The organism is Pseudoalteromonas sp. SD03 (assembly GCF_040937955.1).
Classification (GTDB): Bacteria; Pseudomonadota; Gammaproteobacteria; order Enterobacterales; family Alteromonadaceae; genus Pseudoalteromonas; species Pseudoalteromonas tetraodonis.
The window spans coordinates 2067729-2085361 of record NZ_CP162514.1 but is presented as its reverse complement, the minus strand read 5'-3'; the positions used below and the strand labels follow the sequence as shown (position 1 = coordinate 2085361).

The following is a 17633-nucleotide window of genomic DNA, read 5'->3' as shown; positions in this document are numbered from 1 at the left end:
ATAATGCCAAAACGTACCGACATAAAAAGCATTCTTATCTTAGGCGCAGGCCCAATTGTAATTGGTCAAGCTTGTGAATTTGACTACTCTGGTGCTCAAGCGTGTAAAGCACTTAGAGAAGAAGGCTATCGAGTTATACTCGTTAACTCAAACCCAGCAACTATCATGACTGACCCAGAAATGGCCGATGCAACATACATCGAACCAATTCACTGGGAAGTGGTAGAAAAAATCATTGAAAAAGAAAAGCCAGATGCTGTCCTGCCTACAATGGGTGGCCAAACAGCATTAAACTGTGCGCTTGATTTAGACAAGCATGGTGTATTGGCTAAGCATGGCGTTGAGCTTATTGGCGCAACAGCCGATGCAATCGATAAAGCAGAAAACCGTGAACGCTTTGATGTTGCTATGCGTAACATCGGCCTTGAATGTCCACGTGCTGAAATTGCCCATTCAATGGATGAAGCGCGCGATACCATGACCCGTATCGGCTTACCGTGTATTATTCGTCCTTCTTTCACAATGGGCGGCACCGGCGGCGGTGTGGCTTACAACATGGAAGAGTTTGAAGAAATCTGTGAGCGCGGTTTAGACCTTTCACCAACCAGCGAGTTATTAATAGATGAGTCGTTAATTGGTTGGAAAGAATACGAAATGGAAGTTGTTCGTGACAAAAAAGACAACTGTATTATCGTCTGTTCTATTGAAAACTTTGACCCAATGGGTGTGCACACAGGTGACTCAATCACTGTGGCTCCAGCACAAACATTAACCGACAAAGAATACCAAATCATGCGTAATGCCTCTATGGCCGTATTGCGTGAAATTGGTGTTGAAACCGGCGGTTCAAACGTACAATTTGGTGTAAACCCCGTTGATGGCCGTATGGTTATCATTGAAATGAACCCACGTGTATCACGTTCATCTGCATTGGCCTCTAAAGCAACCGGTTTCCCTATTGCTAAAATCGCCGCTAAGTTAGCGGTAGGCTACACGTTAGATGAGCTTCAAAACGATATCACTGGCGGTAAAACCCCAGCGTCGTTTGAACCTTCAATCGATTACGTTGTAACAAAAATTCCTCGCTTTAACTTTGAAAAATTTGCCGGTGCAAACGACCGTTTAACGACGCAAATGAAATCAGTGGGCGAAGTAATGGCGATTGGTCGTAACCAACAAGAGTCATTACAAAAAGCATTACGTGGTTTAGAAGTAGGCGCAACAGGCTTTAACCCAATTGTGGCACTTGATGACCCTAAAGCAAAAGAAAAAATCATTCGTGAATTACGTGAGCCAGGTGCAGAGCGTATTTGGTACATTGCCGATGCAATGCGCCATGGTATGAGCGTTGAAGATGTATTTGAATTAACTAAGATTGACCCTTGGTACTTAGTACAAATTGAAGATATCTTAAAAGACGAAGCTAAAATTTCAGAAGTCGGTATGGCCGGCTTAAATGCAGACTTCTTGCGTAAACTTAAACGCAAAGGGTTTGCAGATCCGCGTATTGCAGAAATTGCCGGTGTGTCAGAAGCTGAAATCCGTAAAAAGCGTCATCAACTCAATATTGTGCCTGTGTACAAACGCGTTGATACGTGCGCTGCCGAATTTAGCTCAGATACAGCTTACATGTACTCATCTTACGATGAAGAGTGTGAAGCGAACGCATCTGACCGTGATAAAATCATGGTGATTGGTGGTGGTCCTAACCGTATCGGCCAAGGTATTGAATTTGACTACTGTTGTGTTCATGCTGCGCTTGCGCTTCGTGAAGACGGTTACGAAACTATTATGGTTAACTGTAACCCTGAAACGGTATCTACCGATTACGATACGTCAGACCGTTTATACTTCGAACCAGTTACCCTTGAAGACGTGCTTGAAATTGTACGTGTTGAAAAGCCAAAAGGCGTTATCGTACAGTACGGTGGTCAAACGCCACTTAAACTTGCGCGTGAGCTTGAAGCGAACGGCGTGCCAGTAATTGGTACTTCGCCAGATGCGATTGACCGTGCAGAAGACCGTGAACGCTTCCAACAACTTGTTGAGCGTTTGGATTTACTGCAGCCAGAAAATGCCACCGTAACCTCAACTGAAGAAGCTATTTTAAAATCAGTTGAAATTGGTTTCCCACTGGTAGTACGTCCTTCGTACGTATTAGGTGGTCGTGCGATGGAAATTGTATACGATGAGCAAGACTTACGTCGTTACATGACCGAGGCCGTATCTGCATCAAACGAAGCACCCGTGTTACTTGACCGTTTCTTAGATAACGCAATCGAAGTTGACGTTGATGCTATCTGTGATGGCGAGCAAGTCATCATCGGCGGCATCATGGAGCATATTGAACAAGCGGGCGTTCACTCTGGTGACTCAGCGTGTTCATTACCAGCTCACTCGCTAACGCAAGAAGTACAAGATGTAATGCGTAAGCAAGTAACTGATATGGCCCTTGAGCTTGGTGTAGTTGGTTTGATGAATACACAGTTTGCGGTTAAAGATGGCAAAGTGTATTTAATCGAAGTAAACCCACGTGCAGCACGTACAGTTCCATTTGTATCTAAAGCAACGGGTGTAGCACTTGCAAAAGTTGCGGCACGTTGTATGGCAGGTCAATCTTTAGCAAGCCAAGGCATTACTAAAGAAGTGATTCCACCGTACTACAGCGTAAAAGAAGTGGTATTGCCATTTGCTAAGTTCCAAGGTGTGGATCCTATCCGTGGCCCAGAAATGCGCTCTACGGGTGAAGTAATGGGTGTTGGTGATACTTTCGCCGAAGCGTTCGCAAAAGCACAATTAGGTGCAAGCAACACTTTACCACGTGGTGGTCGCGCGTTACTATCTGTACGTAATAGCGATAAGCCACGTATTGTAGAACTAGCTAAAACCATGACAGACCTTGGTTTTGAGCTAGATGCAACAGGTGGAACAGCTGCTGCACTTGAAGATGCTGGAATTACGGTTCGCCGTGTAAATAAAGTATATGAAGGTCGTCCGCACATTCTTGATAGAATCAAAAATGGCGAGTATAGCTATATCGTTAATACCACCGAAGGTCGCCAAGCGATTGAAGATTCGAAGGTGTTACGTCGTGGTGCATTGCAGCACAAAACCAATTATACTACGACATTGAATGCGGCATTTGCTAACTGTACTGCTAACCAAGCAGATGACCGCAGTAAAGTGACGTCTGTTCAAGAACTACACCTGCGATTGAACTAAGGAAATGTGCCAAGGCCGTAACCACGGCCTTGGGATTAAGTGAGAAAAGTATGCAATCAATTCCAATGACAGTTCGTGGCGCAAAATTATTGCGCGATGAACTTAACGAATTAAAAACTGTTACCCGTCCAAAAATTGTATCTGATATTGCTGATGCACGTGAACACGGTGACTTAAAAGAAAATGCTGAGTATCACGCTGCGCGTGAGCAACAGGGTTTTTGTGAAGGCCGTATTCAAGAAATTGAAGCAAAACTTTCAAACATGCAGATGATTGACGTAACAAAGATGCCTAATACAGGTAAAGTGATTTTTGGTACTACAGTAACCATCGTTAATGTTGAAACCGACGCTGAAGTTAAATATCAGATTGTTGGCGATGATGAAGCAGATATTAAAAGTAATTTAATCTCTGTTAATTCACCAATTGCTCGCGGCTTAATTGGTAAACAAGCGGATGACGCTGTGATTATCAAAACGCCAAAAGGTGATGTAGAGTACGAAATCATTGAGGTTGAGTATATTTAATTAGTTAACTCACTTTAACGTTTTATAAAAACCAGTGTTTAGCAATAAGCACTGGTTTTTTTATGTTTGGTTTTTATATTTGGTTTAGATACAGGTCAATTATTATTCATTGTTTGTAAATGTAGGCTATGTTGTTATGGTAGTAACCTATTCTTCAATAAGGAAATAATATGGCAAATATACTGTATCCAGCACCTTTAAAAGTGGGATCTAAAATCGCCGTGTGTTCTTTATCAGCGGGGATCAAATCAAAATATCACCCACGGTTAGACATCGTCATTAATGGCTTAAAACATCGAGGTTATGAGGTTGTTGAGGGGGAGTTTTTACGTCAAAACGAGCCGCGAACTCAACTTACTGCTAAGCAGCATGCCAAGCAATTAATGGACTTTTTATTAGATGATAAAATAGATGCGATTATGCCGCCAATGGGCGGAGAGCTGGCAATGGAAATATTGCCGTTACTTGATTTTGGCGCAATTAAAAATGCCAAACCTAAATGGTTGGTGGGTTATTCAGATGTCAGCACGATTGCCTGTGCACTGACAGCAAAATGTAATTGGGCAACACTGCATAGCGCCAATTTAATTCAGTTACACCCCGATGAAAAAGATCCGTATTGTTTACAAATTTTTGAAAGTCTAAGCTATGAGGCTAATAGTGAGTTTGAGCAAGCCCCCTCGACTTACCATCAACATAGCAAGCCTGATTATGCACAAAACCCAAACGTATTATTTGATCACAGCGCGCCAACCCAGTGGCAATGTTTAAATTACACCGATAAACGCAGTATCGAAATGTCAGGGCGATTGTTTGGTGGATGTCTTGATACGGTAGGGCTGTTGCTTGATTCGCCTTTTTTAGCACTACATGAGTTTAAAAAGCATAATGCCTCGCAAGGTATTGTGCTTTATTTAGAAAGCGCAGAGCTTACGCCTGCGACGGTTGCACGGTTTTTATTGTCACTCAAATTAGCCGGTATGTTTGATGATATAAACGGGGTTATTATTGGCCGCCATGTAACCTTACAGGGGCAAGATCCGGGGTTTGATTATCGCCAAGGCTTAAATACCGCTTTTGGCGGGTGTTTATTTCCGGTGATCATTGATGCCGATATTGGTCACATCCCTCCTAATTTAAATTTAATCAATGGAGCTTTGTGCACTGTTACCGCAGATGTTGATCAAGGCAAAGTGACCAATGCATCTGTGGTTACAAAACTAGCCTAATAAAGTAAGCTGCTCACTAACAATTTAAAGCGAGCAGCTTTAACTTATAAAACCTGAATTACTTGTTCTTTGCTTAAACGTGACTTTGGCAACTTAGCGTTATAGTCTTCTTCTGCATCATGGTAACCCAGCGCAAGTGCCACATCACAGATGTAGCCGTCTAATTCGCTTGCAAACTCTTCACCAATCAGCTGTGCATCAACGCCTTCCATAGGCGTGGTATCAATCCCTAAGCGTGCTGCTGCATGCATAGTATTGCCTAAAGCAATGTAGGTTTGTGCTTTGGTCCACGCGGCATTATTACCTTGCTCATCGGTATTTAAATCAACAAACGCAAAGGCGCCAAAAGCTTGCTCGCGGTTTTCTTTTTGAGTTCGGCCATTCTTTATATCGGCATCAATTACGTGTCCGTAATCTTCACGAGTATATTGCGGATTATGAGCAAATAAAATAATGTGCGACGCCGCTTTAATGTGTGGCTGATTAAATTGAAACTTATTAGCAAAGGTAGTGTGCATACGCTCTTTTGCAGCGTCTGATTCAATCACTACAAATTTCCAAGGCTGCGAATTAATTGACGAAGGAGAAAGACGCATAGCATCATACAATACCGTTAAATCGTCTTGAGAAATGCGCTTTGTCGCGTCGTAACGTTTAGCAGTATGGCGGCTTTCAAGGTCGCGAATAATAGGGTGAGTCATAGTCTCTCCATAATAAAAAAGGGCTAATAAACAGTGTTCACTGAGTGTATGAGCAACATAATACAATTTGCTTTATTTAAAATAAACAGCATAATTATTGAATCATTATCAAATAAAAATAGATAATATGCAGATTGATGACTTAAAACTGATTTTAAAAGTAGCAGAGTGTCGAAGTATTACTTTAGCTGCTGCTAAGTTAGATATGCGCACAGCAACCGCCAGTGCGGCTATTAAGCGCGTAGAATCAGCCCTTGGCTGCGAATTATTTATTAGAACAACTCGCCATTTGCGTTTATCCAGTGCAGGGGAGCGGTACATACCCCAATGCGAACAAGCGCTGGCTGTACTTGAAACGGCAAGGCAAAACCTCAAAGGAGAACATGATGCTATTGAGGGAGAATTGCGGGTGGCTACTTCATCTGATTTAGGGCGCAATCTAGTGATCCCCTGGATTGATGACATTATGGATAGGTACCCAAGTGTGAGCTTGCGTACGCACATTAGCGATAGCAATATCGATTTTTTTCGTGATTCGGTTGATATTGCACTGCGTTATGGCTCCCCAAGTGATAGCAGTGTTTATGGATTTAAAATTTGCAACGTACCGCGACTACTCTGTGCTACACCTACCTATTTAGCTAAATATGGTGAGCCAGAGCACCCTGATGATTTAGCGCAGCATCAAGGGTTATTTTATCAGCTGCAAGATATTATCAATAATGTATGGGAGTTTACCGATGGCCAAAAAAAATACAAAGTAAAAATGCAGGGCAGACGTGCCTCAAACGATGGCGATTTAGTAAGGCGCTGGTGTGTGGCAGGTAAAGGTTTAGCGGTTAAATCAGCGTTAGATATTGCAGATGATTTGCTAAATGATCGCGTGATCACGCTGATGCCTGGTTATCAACACACCTGTGGCGAACTTTGGTTAATATGCCCAAGCCGCCAATCCATTACGCCAGCAGTGAGATTGCTAAGAGATGTGTGCAGAGAAAAAGCTACTCGTTTGTTACAACAGTTAGTTGATAAAGGTGTTTTAGCAAAAAGTGCACTTGAATGATGTTTTTCCAGCCAAGTGCATGTTGATTTAAAGTTTGCTGCTGAGTGTTTTAATTGCCTGGGATGCATTTTCACTCGTAGGGTCGAGCTCTAAAGTTTGTTGATAAAACTCAAGTGACTTTGCAATGTTACCATCAGCTAAATATGCTTCCGCTAAACTGTCGTGGGCATTCGCAGAGTCTGGATTTGTTTGCACATTGAGTTTAAATACAGCAATGGCTTCTTTTATCATCTTCATTTCGAGTAGTTCATAGCCAAAATAATTAATTGAGCGCTCGCGAGGAGTATCGCCACTAGAGACCAATTCTGCGTATTTCTTATTTAACTCACTAATGCCACCACTTTTTATTGCCTGAAACAGCATGCTATCAACATTTTCGGTTGCTACCTCGTAAGATTTACCATAAACAATATTGGTTAAGCCTTTCGTCATAGGCGTGAGCGGAGCTCCGCCAGTGTTATTTAAAATCACGATAAGTAGCTGATCTTCCAATATACGACTAATAAATGCATTAAATCCATCTATACCTCCACCATGTTGTACTTGTGTTAGTGGTTTGCCATATTTATAAGCACTTAATTGATTAACTTCCCAGCCAAATGCGTAATTACGCTGCTGCGATACGGTATACATTTGCTTTTTTAGCTCTTCATTTATTAGCTTATTTGTATAAAGTGCTTGGTCCCATTTTACGAGATCGCGGGCGGTTGAATAGAGAGACCCCGCGGCATAGGGAATAGACATATCTAGATAATCGGCATTAGTGTAACCGTCTAAGTTATTGTTATAACCAGATGCACGTTGCTTGAGCAGCTTTTCATGAGAGTCATAACCGCTGTTGTGCATATTCAGCGGGGTAAAAATGTTCTGCTGCAGTACGTCTTGGTATGTTTGTTGAGTGACCTTTTCAATCACGGCACCTAAAATAAAGTAGCCTGAATTGCTGTAGCGAAATTGTGTACCGGGCTCAAATAATAAATCATCACTACATAACAGCGTTATAAACTCATCAACGCTGTAAGGGTTGCGGCTGTAATCATCTCTAAATGCTTTTGCATGAGTATAATTACTTAGGCCTGAAGTATGGTTAAGGATTTGGCGAATGGTAATTTTATCGCCAATATCTTTACGATAGCCGGGTAGGTAAGTGCTTAAAGGGGCATCGAGCTGTATTTTGTTTTGTTGAACCAATTGTAGAATGAGTAGGGCTGTAAATTGCTTTGTAATAGAGCCTATTCGAAACTTGGTCTGTGATGTGTTTTTAATATCCCATTCAAAGTTTGCGTAACCATAGCTTTTTTCAAAAATAACTTCGCCGTGTTTGGCAACTAACACGTTACCATTAAATTGTTTTAACTCATGAAAGCCTTGTATGAAAGAATCAATTTCTGTGGCTTTATTAGCGGCTAAGCTTATTGTAGATATAAAAAGTACACTCATAGCTAATAATTGAGTTAGCCAAACTCTAGTCTTGTGACTCATAATTTTCCTTAATTATTATTGTTTGTTTTAAAATGAATTTTTAGCGTGGTTAGTATGAAAAGTAAACTTATTTCGTGTTGCAATTTTGTGTTCAGCTTGTTTTTTTTTATTTTTTGCAATAAAAAGCCCGAGTTGTAAATAGCTCGGGCTTGTTGGTTGGGATAACAAATTTATTAGTGAGAAGGGGTGGTTTTATCTACCATTATGGTATTACTCAGTTTCGTATCCGAAGTCGACTCTTTACCTCGAAATTTACGTATCACTCGTTTCAAATCTTCAAGCGCAACGTACTGACACGGTATAAGAATAAGCGTAATTACTGTGGCAAACAGCACACCAAAGGCGAGTGATACGGCCATAGGTATTACAATTTTTGCTTGTAAACTGGTTTCCATAATAATGGGCATTACGCCAATAAAAGTAGTAACAGAGGTTAGTAATATCGCTCTAAAGCGACGCGCTCCGGCTTGCATTACCGCTTCTTTTATTGCCACACCTTCTGCACGGGCTTTGTTTACAAAATCCACCATAACAAGTGAATCATTAACCACCACACCGGCTACCGCAATAATGCCAAACATCGATAAGCTGCTCATGGTCATACCTAGTACCATGTGGCCAAACATGGCGCCAACCACACCAAATGGAATGACCGACATAATAATTAATGGTTGCGAGTAAGAGCGCAGAGGAATAGCCAATAATGCAAAAATTATGATCATCGATAGCGCAAAGTCACGTAATTGCTCATCAGCGCTATCCATTTCCTCTTGAATACGACCAGCCACATTACTTTGTACCCCTGGGTAGTTTTTAAGTAATGAAGGTAAGTACTCATCACGAATTTGTTGTGCAATGGCAAAGGGTTCTACTTGGTCAGTATTTACCGCAGCCCACACGTTTACTGTACGTTTTGAATTTTCACGGCGAATACGATTAACCCCATCAACTAATGAAATATTAGCAACTTCACTTAATGGTACTTCAGCGCCTGTTGGGGTGATAATACGTACGCTGTCGATATCACTGATTGAGTTACGCTCATCTTCTGGGTAGCGGATCATCACTTTAATTTCTTCACCTTCGCGAAGAATACGTTGTGCTTCAAGACCGTAATAGCTAAAGCTTACTTGAGAGGCCACATCAGCAAGGGTTAAGCCCATACTGTAAGCAAGTGGTTTTAAATCTAGCTGTACTTCATCGGTAGCGCTTTGCATTGAGTCATTAACATCGCCTACGCCTTCCATACTTTGCAACTTGGTTTTAAGCTTACCAGCAACTTCTTTAAGTACTTGTGCATTTTTACCTTCGAGTTTAAAGCTTACATCGCCATCGTCTCGACCCCCGTTCATAATACTGTCTTGAATGGTTAGGGTTTTAACACCCGGTAAGTTAGGCATTTGTTCGCGCCATAAGGCACTCAGTGCAAAGGTATCAATAGGGCGCAGGTCGGGTTCAACTAAAATAGCCATAATGTTTGCTTGCGTTCGCCCACGTAAGCTAACTGATAAATCGCGGATCATCGGTTTACCGTATTGCTCTTTGAGCTGGTTATCAACGCTCAGTATTAGCTGCTCTACTTTTTTAGCTGTCTCAAGCGTTGCTTGCTCAGAAGACGCTAAGTTCATTTCTATATCAATGCGAGGAAAATCGTGCGGTATTTTAGGATTAGGCACAAATTTAACTAAACCACCGGCAAACATTCCCGCACTGACAATCAGTAAACACATAAAACCGACAATTACGGTATAGCGATAATGAATGCAGCGACCAACAAACGGGGTGTAGTAGTTATCAACAAAACTTTTTAGGCCGTTATCCATTACTTTACGTGCACGGTGAAGCGGGTTTTTTGGATTTGGTTTACGGTCTTTCATTGCTGCAATATGTGCTGGTAAAATAAGTTTTGATTCAATCAGTGAGAAAATTAAACATAAAATAATCACCCCACCAATGGCTTTAGAAAAAGCCGCACCAGGGCCTGTGGCAAGAGTTTGCGGTAAAAATGCCGCAATAGTGGTAAGTACGCCAAATGTGGCTGGCATTGCCACGCGCTTTACGCCGCGTACTACGTTATCGAGTGTATGGCCGTGTTTTTCTATTTCAGCACTAGCAGATTCGCCCACAACAATGGCGTCATCAACCACTATCCCAAGCACCAGTATAAAGGCAAATAACGAGGCTAAATTAATGGTGACATCTAAAAAGCCAATTGGCATAAACAAAAAGGCACCTAAAAATGACACAGGTAAACCCATCATTACCCAAAAAGCTAAACGTAATGGTAAAAACAGCGCTAATACCAACATAACTAATAAGCCACCCCAAATCATATTGTCGACCATCATATCGAGGCGACCTTCGAGGTAGTAAGTTAAATCAACAATAGGAGAGAGCTTAACACCTGCAGGCAGTTGCGATTCTTTTTCAGCCATATAGGTTTTAAGTACTTTAGCAACATCGGTAATATCTTGATCTTTAGAGGCGTTTACTTCAAACGACAATGAGTTTTTACCATTGTATTTTGAGTATTGCAGGCCTTCTTCAAAGCCATCATTTATGGTGGCAACGTCACCTAAATAAACTTGCGCGCCATCGGCAAGGGTGATCAGTGGTAGTTTTGCAAACTCGCTACCACGGTAGGCTTGTTTTTCAACGCGCATTGAAATGTAGCCATTTTCAGAGCGAATTTGCCCAGCTGACATATTGGCAGAAAAGCTTTGCACTGCACTGGCAATATCTCTAAACGTTAATCCATAAGCACGCAGTTTGTCTGGGCTTACTTCAATACCAATTTCGTAATTAAGGCCACCATTAAAGTTAACTAAATTAATATTAGGCAGTGCCTGAAGCTCGTCTTTTATATCGTTTCCGAGCTCTTTAAGTTGGTAGTTACTCATGTCACCGTAAAGCGCAAGTATCATTACTTCTTGTTCGTATTTATCGCGACGAACAATAGGGCGCTCCATACCCGCAGGAAACGTATTAATTGAATCTACTTGTACTTTAATTTCATCGAGTACTTCTTGCGGGTCAAACTGCTCTTCTATTTCAATCCACGCTTGTGAAGAGCCTCTATTGGAGTAGGTGATAAGGCGCTTTATTCCCTCTATACCCTCAAGGTTCTCCTCGACTTTTATGGTAATGCCCTCCTCAACCTCTTGCGGGGCTGCGCCAGGGTATACCGCGGAGACACTGATCCAGTTACTTTCAAATTGTGGAAACATTTGTTTGCGAATAGTAAACGCCGTTAAAATGCCACCAATAAGTATAAATATCATCAATAGATTTGCTGCAACAGGGTTGCGCGCAAACCATGCAATTAGGCCTTTTTCACGTGTAGACATAAGTTACTCCTGTTTCAATGCAAGTTGAGTAACGTCTGGGGTTGTTACAACGTCTTCAATTTTTACCGCCATTCCCTCGGTAGGGTATTCAAGGGCAGAAGTAATTAGCTGTTCACCTTCATTAAGCCCTTGGTCTGCGATCACCATGCCGTTTTGTTCACGTATAATATTGAGAGTTTTAAACGACAGGGTTAAATCGTCATTTAATATCGCAATTTTATTTTCTTTGACTAAATGATGTGGCACAACAATGGCGTTATTAACTGCACGACCTTCTATGCTAGCGTTAACATAGGAGCCAAAACGCAATGGTTGAGTTTTGTTAGCATATGGGGTTGGTAATTGTGCCACTAAGTAGCTCATACGGCTTTTTTGATCTATCACCCCTTCACTGCGAACAACTTCTGCCTGCCATGTGGTTTCTTTGCCCGCGAACTGCGCACTAAATAACACTGTTGCACCAATACCGCCATTATTTAAGTATTGAAGCTCTTTATCGGCAACCGGTAAACGTACTTCAGCGACCGAAGTGGCGCTGAGTGAGCCAAAGCTATTACCTGGATTTACAACAGAACCCAAACTAATGCTACGCGCGTTTATAATTGCATCGTAGGGGGCTTTAATATAAGTGCGTTCTAAATTACGTTTAGCACGTTTTACACTTGCTTGTGCTGAGCGATAACGTGCCATTTTCTCTGCTAATTGCGGTTTACGTAAATAAAGCGCAGAGGCGGTGATATCACTTGAGTCTGCTTTAATGCGTTCCCATTCAGCTTTAGCAACATGCGCTTGAGCACGTTCAATCTCAAGCGCTGAACTTGCTTGGGCGAGCCCAGCCTCAGCTTCAATTAAATCAGCTTCGTAATCATTTGGGTCAATTCGTGCTAAAATATCTCCTTGCTTTACGAAGGCACCTTCAACAAATTGCCCTGCAACAGAAATAACTTGGCCACTTACCTGAGCAATCAGCTCAGTGCGGTCTTTAGGTTGCACAATACCGTACGATTTAACATCGAGAGTGATTGCATCAAGGTGAATAGGTTGTGCTGCAACCAATGGGCGAGTATCTTGTTCTGGTTTTTCTTCTGGTGGTTTTTTCATTGCTGAAAAGCCCGCTGCAAGGGCGATGCCACCAACAAGGACCGCGATAGGGAGTATTATTTGTTTTTTAGTCGCCACAGGGCATTCCTTCATAAATTGTGCTGATGGGCTAATGATACGCAATAAAGTGTTTACAGTGTGTTTGAAGATGTAACAAGTCATTGCATAATGCGGTTACAAATAGAACAAATCGCTCTGTTTGTATGCAAAGCAGCAACAATATAATTAAAATTTATTACTGAGGTTATAATGAAAACACAATCAATGGCGTGCCGTTTAGGCTGTGGAGCATGTTGTATTGCACCAAGTATTAGCTCGCCAATACCGGGTATGCCAAATGGTAAAAAGGCCGGAGAACGTTGTATTCAGCTGGATGAGCGTAATTTATGTAAGCTATTTGGTGATGAGTCGCGCCCAAAAGTGTGTAGTGATTTTAGCGCCACTTTAGATGTATGCGGGACGACTAATGAACACGCATTGACGTTAATTACAGAATTAGAGCAATTAACCTAATTTATTGTATTAAATACACATATATTTACAATTTATACGCTTGAAAAGTGTAGACACTTACTTTTTGTTTCTAAAAGTAGTACTGAGAGAGTGCAAAGAGACACTGCGCTTTAAGAGTAAGTGACTTAGACACAAAGTCACTTGATTTAGTGAGTCGTGTTTTTCTCATTTTCTTCTTATTCAATCCTCTTTGTTCATACCGTTTTTAATGATAAATGCACAAAGAGGGCGAAGAGGCGCTGCGCTTTTAGAGTACGTAAAGTAGGGCGAGCTGCGGTATGAAATTTTTAAGTCAGTTTGTTGCTAGTCTGTTTATTATTTCAATTAAAAAAACACGCTCAGCGTGGGATACACCCTCGCCGAGCTAAATTGTTACCAGCTATACGTGGCGCTTAGCGTATATTGCTCACCGCGACCTGGCGTGCCTGGGATTTCTTCAAACGATTCATCCCACAAATTATCCGCAGCTAAAGTAATAAAGAAATTTTGCAGTGTAGCCGGGGTTATTTTTAACGTCAGCTGAGTAAATAGTGCCTCGTCATCTGAACGGCGCAGCGCATTGTTATGCTGTTTACGCCACTCATTATCTACTCGAAACTCTAACATATCCGTCGGGTTCCAAATCGCACCGAGTGTTACACGATGATCAGGAAAATTTAAGGCATAAAAGCTAGCATCAACATTTTCAGCGCCATAGGTTTCTGTTTTATGTAAGTAGGTATAGCTGGCAACAATTTCTGTATTATTAAATTGTTTAGTGGCTAAAAACTCAAGGCCTGTGGTGTCAATATCAACCGGCTGTGCAAATCGCGCTGAGCTTGAATCAAAGCTAAATGTCCAATCGGTTAGGTTGTTATCTTTACGATAAAAAAGTGCGGAATTAAGCTGCCAGCTTTGTTGCTCAAGCAATAAGCCCAGCTCTAAATTTTTAGTGGTTTCGCGCTCAAGATTAGCGTTACTTCTAAACAAACCACCTGACTCGCTGCCACCAATAGCAGTATAACCGGCTACTTGGTTTGCCTCAGCATACGACAAATACAATGTACGCTCAGTGCCATCGTTATTATGGGTATTTAAACTAACATCACCAATTAGCGATAGCTCAGAATCATCACGACTGGTGTTATCAAACGCAGCACCTAAGCGGACGGTTAGTTGCTGGTTGCTTGCTAGTGCTGTTGTGTATTCAGGCAATACACTAAGCTTAAAGTAGTTACGTGAAGTAAAGTTATTTTCAAGGGTGGTGGAGTCAATACTGTCTTCTATATATTGCGCCGAGTAATTAACCGCAACTGACTTTGTTTGCGCATGACGACCTGAAATAGCCAATGATTTTACTTGTGTTTCATGAAATGCTTGGAACGCGCTTGGGTTCTCTCTTGAATAAACATAATGGTCGTTATGCTTGCGGTAATAAGCCGATACTTCAAATTCACTGTTGGTAGCATAGGCTTGCTTATGGTTGAGCATCCATAATTGGGTTTCTAAGTCTTCGGTTTCATTTACACCAAAGGGGGTATAAAGGTTTGGCCAACCAAAAAACTTTTCTTGTAAGCCGTAAAATAAATCAGTTTGTGAATCGCTCCCAGTTAACTGCACTCTTCCAGAAGTACGGGTAAAGTCATGATCGCCAAAATCAATTGAACCATCACTTTGTGAGTGCGAATATTCACCTTCAAAACCAATACGCCAATTAGCGTTTGCTTCAATTGGAGTACTCACACCTGCATGAATTGTTTGTAGGTTAAAGTCATTTGAGCCAGCGCCCAAAGAGACACTGCCACCAGTTGTTATTGGTTTCCAAGCAAACGACACAGTACCTACCGAGCTATTCATGCCATAAAGTGCATTATCGGCTCCGGTTAATACGCTGGCACCCGTTAGCATTTGTGGTGCAATAGGAATTTCTGCAAAGTAGTGACCAGACTGCGGGTCTAGTAGAGTTGCACTGCCGACTCTAAAGCCGGTATTTTCAAAAATACCACCGCGTATCGTTACATCAGCTTGTGCTTCAGCCATATTGCGTGATTGCAAGTCAACACGCGGGTCGTACTCTAAATTTGAAATAGGCGAATCAAATGTACCAACAGGTAAGGTATTGGCAGTGGGTGACGCTTCAATTGTTATTTGTTCTATGGTTGCTGTTTCTTTACTCTGCTCTGCATAAGCAACAGTTGAAATACTGGCTAGTACGGCCGGTATTATAAGGTGCGGGGCACGATTCATATCATTACTCTCATTTTATGCAATGGCGCTAAAAATTAAATACCTATCATTTTTTATCACATGATAAGGTAAGCTCACTAAGCTAGGGTGATTTTGGGCGCTATTGTACATTAATGATAAAAAACTGCATTTGATAATCAAATCTAGCGTTACAAAATAGTAACTCTGCATCCTATAAATTATTTACATTGGTCACTTTATTATGCAAACACAACAATCGAGTCATTCATTAAATCAGCACACACTTTATTTTGCTGGTGGTTGCTTATGGGGCGTGCAAGAATTTATGAAGTATTTACCTGGAGTAGTTACCACTGAGGCGGGGCGTGCCAATGGCACTAGTAACACAACACAAGGTGAATACGATGGCTATGCCGAATGCGTGAAAGTAACCTTTGATAGCCAAGAAGTGACCTTAAATGAATTAATCGGCTATTTTTTTGAGATTATTGACCCATACAATATCAATAAACAAGGTAACGATGTAGGCGAAAAATACCGCACCGCCATTTTTAGCCAAGACAGTAATCATTTAAACATCGCCAGAGACTATATTAGCCAGCGTGATGATGCTGAAAAAATAGCGGTACAAGTAGCGCCATTGACTAATTATGTCCCTAGCGATCCCGAGCATCAAGACCGTTTAACGAATCACCCAGATGATTATTGCCATATCCCACTTGATTTATTACACAAGTATAAATAACAACTTCATTGATGCGTATTTAAATAAAAAAGGCTGGTAACTAATAAAGCTAAAATTAGCTGTTACCTCGTTTATGCTTTTTTTTAGATTTATTAGGCTTTTTCTTTTTTCGTGGGAACATATCTCTAAAAAGATAGGGCACAGCTAAAAAGTAGATCCCAGTTCCTAAATAAAGAAAAAGGTAAAATAGATAAGTAAACGGCGACGCTGAAAAGAAATAAACGTCAGATTCGACCCGGTAATCTGTTGGGGTCAGAATATAGCCATCATGTATAAACTTTATCGCAAATAAAATAGATAAAAGGCCTAAAGCCCAAAAGACTAAAGAGAATGCGATTTGATTCAATAGCATTCTCGTATTACTTATATCTACATATTTTACTTTTGGTTTCTTTTTATTTTTTGATTGCTTCATTTTGGCCAAAAAAAGTAATAATGATTGCCATTAGTATGCCTACTAAGCCAATGCTTGAAAAAACCAGACTGTATTCACTCTTAATATTGAAGATATTTAATAGGCTGGTTATTAACAATAAAAAAATACCAATAATTTTTATAATCGTTAGTGTTTTATTCAAACAAAACCATGTTTGACAAGAAGGGCATTGTTTTTCAATAAAAATACTATTTTTGTTAATATTTTTTATATCTTTAGCTGCAAAATTACTTTTACAATTTGGGCATGTTTCTTTCATTTTAATCCTTTAATTTACCTCACAACTTTAAACACTAGGTTTACTAAACATCTTATTGATTAAGCTTTATCCCTGTAACATGGTTACTATAGCATTGAGCTATCACCTTGTTAATGCGCAACTTATTACATTATAGGTAAACAGTTTTTAAGCTATAAAAAAGCCCGCGAACATGCGGGCTTTTAAATATTAATTAAAATTTATTGCTGCGCTTTAGGCGGGAAGTTGCTTAAAATATTGGCAACCGTTTCTTTAATAGCGGCTTCACGTTGTGATGGTGTTTGTTTTTTCTTTAAACGACCATCTTTAGCACCACGCCAAATTAATTGGTTTGACTCACGATCAATAATATCGATAACTAACGTGCCTACTTCATACTCACGTGCGCTTACATCGTGGTTAAAGCCTGTGCCCCAGTAACCCCAACGTGCACCGTAGCCTACATTAAAGGTATCTACTTCTAGCTCTTTATCAACACTTGCATGGTAATTAACAAGTACATCAGCTTGCGCTACGTCAACCAATTGCATACCTAACTGTTGGCTTAGTTGGTTGTTTACCGCATTGCGAACGCGTTTTTCCATAAGGCCACTGATTTGGTAGTTATTCGTGTCTTTAGTTAGGCTCGCGTTTTCTACCCAAGCAAACGTTTTGTAGTTACTAAAGTTTGCTGATTTATCGTAATCCCAATCGGGCGTTTGTGTACAGGCGGTAAGTAGCGCCAGTGCTGCGACAATAAATATATGTTTCATACCGTTTGCTCCAATAAAGTGCGTTTGTTTAAACTACCATGGGCGAGGGTAATTTAAAATCTAAAAATA

The 17633-nt window shown here is 40.9% G+C and carries 13 protein-coding genes; 6 read left to right on the top strand and 7 right to left on the bottom strand.

What is annotated here, in order from left to right; genetic code table 11:
- Positions 1 to 3: 3 nt before the first annotated feature.
- The 3 genes from carB (at position 4) to ABZP26_RS09665 (ending at position 4978) form a co-directional block, all read left to right on the top strand.
- Positions 4 to 3222: a carbamoyl-phosphate synthase large subunit gene (carB, locus tag ABZP26_RS09675; RefSeq protein WP_368484896.1), complete on the top strand. Its 3219-nt coding sequence runs from the start codon at positions 4 to 6 to the stop codon at positions 3220 to 3222.
- Positions 3223 to 3272: 50 nt separating this feature from the next.
- Positions 3273 to 3749 carry a transcription elongation factor GreA gene (greA, locus tag ABZP26_RS09670; RefSeq protein ID WP_010388635.1) on the top strand — a complete coding sequence of 159 codons (477 nt, stop codon included), beginning with the start codon at positions 3273 to 3275 and terminating at the stop codon, positions 3747 to 3749.
- Between the two features lie 170 nt (positions 3750 to 3919).
- On the top strand, positions 3920 to 4978 hold the full coding sequence (locus ABZP26_RS09665) for a S66 peptidase family protein (RefSeq protein WP_368484895.1): 1059 nt from the start codon (positions 3920 to 3922) through the stop codon (positions 4976 to 4978).
- Positions 4979 to 5022: 44 nt separating this feature from the next.
- On the opposite strand, the gene ABZP26_RS09660 is transcribed toward ABZP26_RS09665, so the two are convergent.
- Positions 5023 to 5679: a nitroreductase family protein gene (locus ABZP26_RS09660; protein ID WP_008109298.1), complete on the bottom strand. Its 657-nt coding sequence runs from the start codon at positions 5677 to 5679 to the stop codon at positions 5023 to 5025.
- A 127-nt stretch (positions 5680 to 5806) separates the two neighbouring features.
- Between ABZP26_RS09660 and ABZP26_RS09655 the strand changes: the two genes are divergently transcribed.
- Positions 5807 to 6742 carry a LysR family transcriptional regulator gene (locus ABZP26_RS09655; RefSeq protein ID WP_024602953.1) on the top strand — a complete coding sequence of 312 codons (936 nt, stop codon included), beginning with the start codon at positions 5807 to 5809 and terminating at the stop codon, positions 6740 to 6742.
- A gap of 27 nt (positions 6743 to 6769) precedes the next feature.
- Here ABZP26_RS09655 and ABZP26_RS09650 read toward each other — a convergent pair whose 3' ends face one another.
- From ABZP26_RS09650 to ABZP26_RS09640, 3 genes are all read right to left on the bottom strand, one after another.
- The gene (locus tag ABZP26_RS09650; protein ID WP_024602954.1) at positions 6770 to 8224 is read right to left on the bottom strand and encodes a serine hydrolase; all 1455 of its coding nucleotides are present in this window, start codon (positions 8222 to 8224) and stop codon (positions 6770 to 6772) included.
- Between the two features lie 173 nt (positions 8225 to 8397).
- A complete protein-coding gene (locus ABZP26_RS09645) occupies positions 8398 to 11571 on the bottom strand; it encodes an efflux RND transporter permease subunit (protein WP_024602955.1) in 3174 nt (1057 codons plus the stop codon).
- Between the two features lie 3 nt (positions 11572 to 11574).
- Entirely contained in the window at positions 11575 to 12750 is a 1176-nt protein-coding gene (locus tag ABZP26_RS09640) for an efflux RND transporter periplasmic adaptor subunit (RefSeq protein WP_013465149.1), read from the bottom strand.
- Positions 12751 to 12921: 171 nt separating this feature from the next.
- Here ABZP26_RS09640 and ABZP26_RS09635 point away from each other — a divergent pair, with 171 nt between their 5' ends.
- Positions 12922 to 13185: a YkgJ family cysteine cluster protein gene (locus tag ABZP26_RS09635; protein ID WP_008109286.1), complete on the top strand. Its 264-nt coding sequence runs from the start codon at positions 12922 to 12924 to the stop codon at positions 13183 to 13185.
- A gap of 372 nt (positions 13186 to 13557) precedes the next feature.
- Here ABZP26_RS09635 and ABZP26_RS09630 read toward each other — a convergent pair whose 3' ends face one another.
- Positions 13558 to 15411: a TonB-dependent receptor plug domain-containing protein gene (locus tag ABZP26_RS09630; RefSeq protein WP_368484892.1), complete on the bottom strand. Its 1854-nt coding sequence runs from the start codon at positions 15409 to 15411 to the stop codon at positions 13558 to 13560.
- A 202-nt stretch (positions 15412 to 15613) separates the two neighbouring features.
- Between ABZP26_RS09630 and ABZP26_RS09625 the strand changes: the two genes are divergently transcribed.
- The gene (locus ABZP26_RS09625) at positions 15614 to 16117 is read left to right on the top strand and encodes a peptide-methionine (S)-S-oxide reductase (protein ID WP_368484891.1); all 504 of its coding nucleotides are present in this window, start codon (positions 15614 to 15616) and stop codon (positions 16115 to 16117) included.
- Between the two features lie 395 nt (positions 16118 to 16512).
- Here ABZP26_RS09625 and ABZP26_RS09620 read toward each other — a convergent pair whose 3' ends face one another.
- Both ABZP26_RS09620 and ABZP26_RS09615 read right to left on the bottom strand, forming a co-directional pair.
- Entirely contained in the window at positions 16513 to 16812 is a 300-nt protein-coding gene (locus ABZP26_RS09620; RefSeq protein ID WP_029750492.1) for a hypothetical protein, read from the bottom strand.
- Positions 16813 to 17012: 200 nt separating this feature from the next.
- Positions 17013 to 17564, bottom strand: a complete 552-nt coding sequence (locus ABZP26_RS09615) for a DUF4136 domain-containing protein (RefSeq protein WP_013465143.1) — start codon at positions 17562 to 17564, stop codon at positions 17013 to 17015.
- Positions 17565 to 17633: the final 69 nt, after the last annotated feature.

What these genes read in the sequence shown, in the direction of transcription:
- carB (WP_368484896.1), top strand. Translation starts at nt 4, where the DNA reads ATGCCAAAACGTACCGACATAAAAAGCATTCTTATCTTAGGCGCAGGC.
- greA (WP_010388635.1), top strand. Translation starts at nt 3,273, where the DNA reads ATGCAATCAATTCCAATGACAGTTCGTGGCGCAAAATTATTGCGCGAT.
- ABZP26_RS09665 (WP_368484895.1), top strand. Translation starts at nt 3,920, where the DNA reads ATGGCAAATATACTGTATCCAGCACCTTTAAAAGTGGGATCTAAAATC.
- ABZP26_RS09660 (WP_008109298.1), bottom strand. Translation starts at nt 5,679, where the DNA reads ATGACTCACCCTATTATTCGCGACCTTGAAAGCCGCCATACTGCTAAA.
- ABZP26_RS09655 (WP_024602953.1), top strand. Translation starts at nt 5,807, where the DNA reads ATGCAGATTGATGACTTAAAACTGATTTTAAAAGTAGCAGAGTGTCGA.
- ABZP26_RS09650 (WP_024602954.1), bottom strand. Translation starts at nt 8,224, where the DNA reads ATGAGTCACAAGACTAGAGTTTGGCTAACTCAATTATTAGCTATGAGT.
- ABZP26_RS09645 (WP_024602955.1), bottom strand. Translation starts at nt 11,571, where the DNA reads ATGTCTACACGTGAAAAAGGCCTAATTGCATGGTTTGCGCGCAACCCT.
- ABZP26_RS09635 (WP_008109286.1), top strand. Translation starts at nt 12,922, where the DNA reads ATGAAAACACAATCAATGGCGTGCCGTTTAGGCTGTGGAGCATGTTGT.
- ABZP26_RS09630 (WP_368484892.1), bottom strand. Translation starts at nt 15,411, where the DNA reads ATGAATCGTGCCCCGCACCTTATAATACCGGCCGTACTAGCCAGTATT.
- ABZP26_RS09625 (WP_368484891.1), top strand. Translation starts at nt 15,614, where the DNA reads ATGCAAACACAACAATCGAGTCATTCATTAAATCAGCACACACTTTAT.
- ABZP26_RS09620 (WP_029750492.1), bottom strand. Translation starts at nt 16,812, where the DNA reads ATGAAAGAAACATGCCCAAATTGTAAAAGTAATTTTGCAGCTAAAGAT.
- ABZP26_RS09615 (WP_013465143.1), bottom strand. Translation starts at nt 17,564, where the DNA reads ATGAAACATATATTTATTGTCGCAGCACTGGCGCTACTTACCGCCTGT.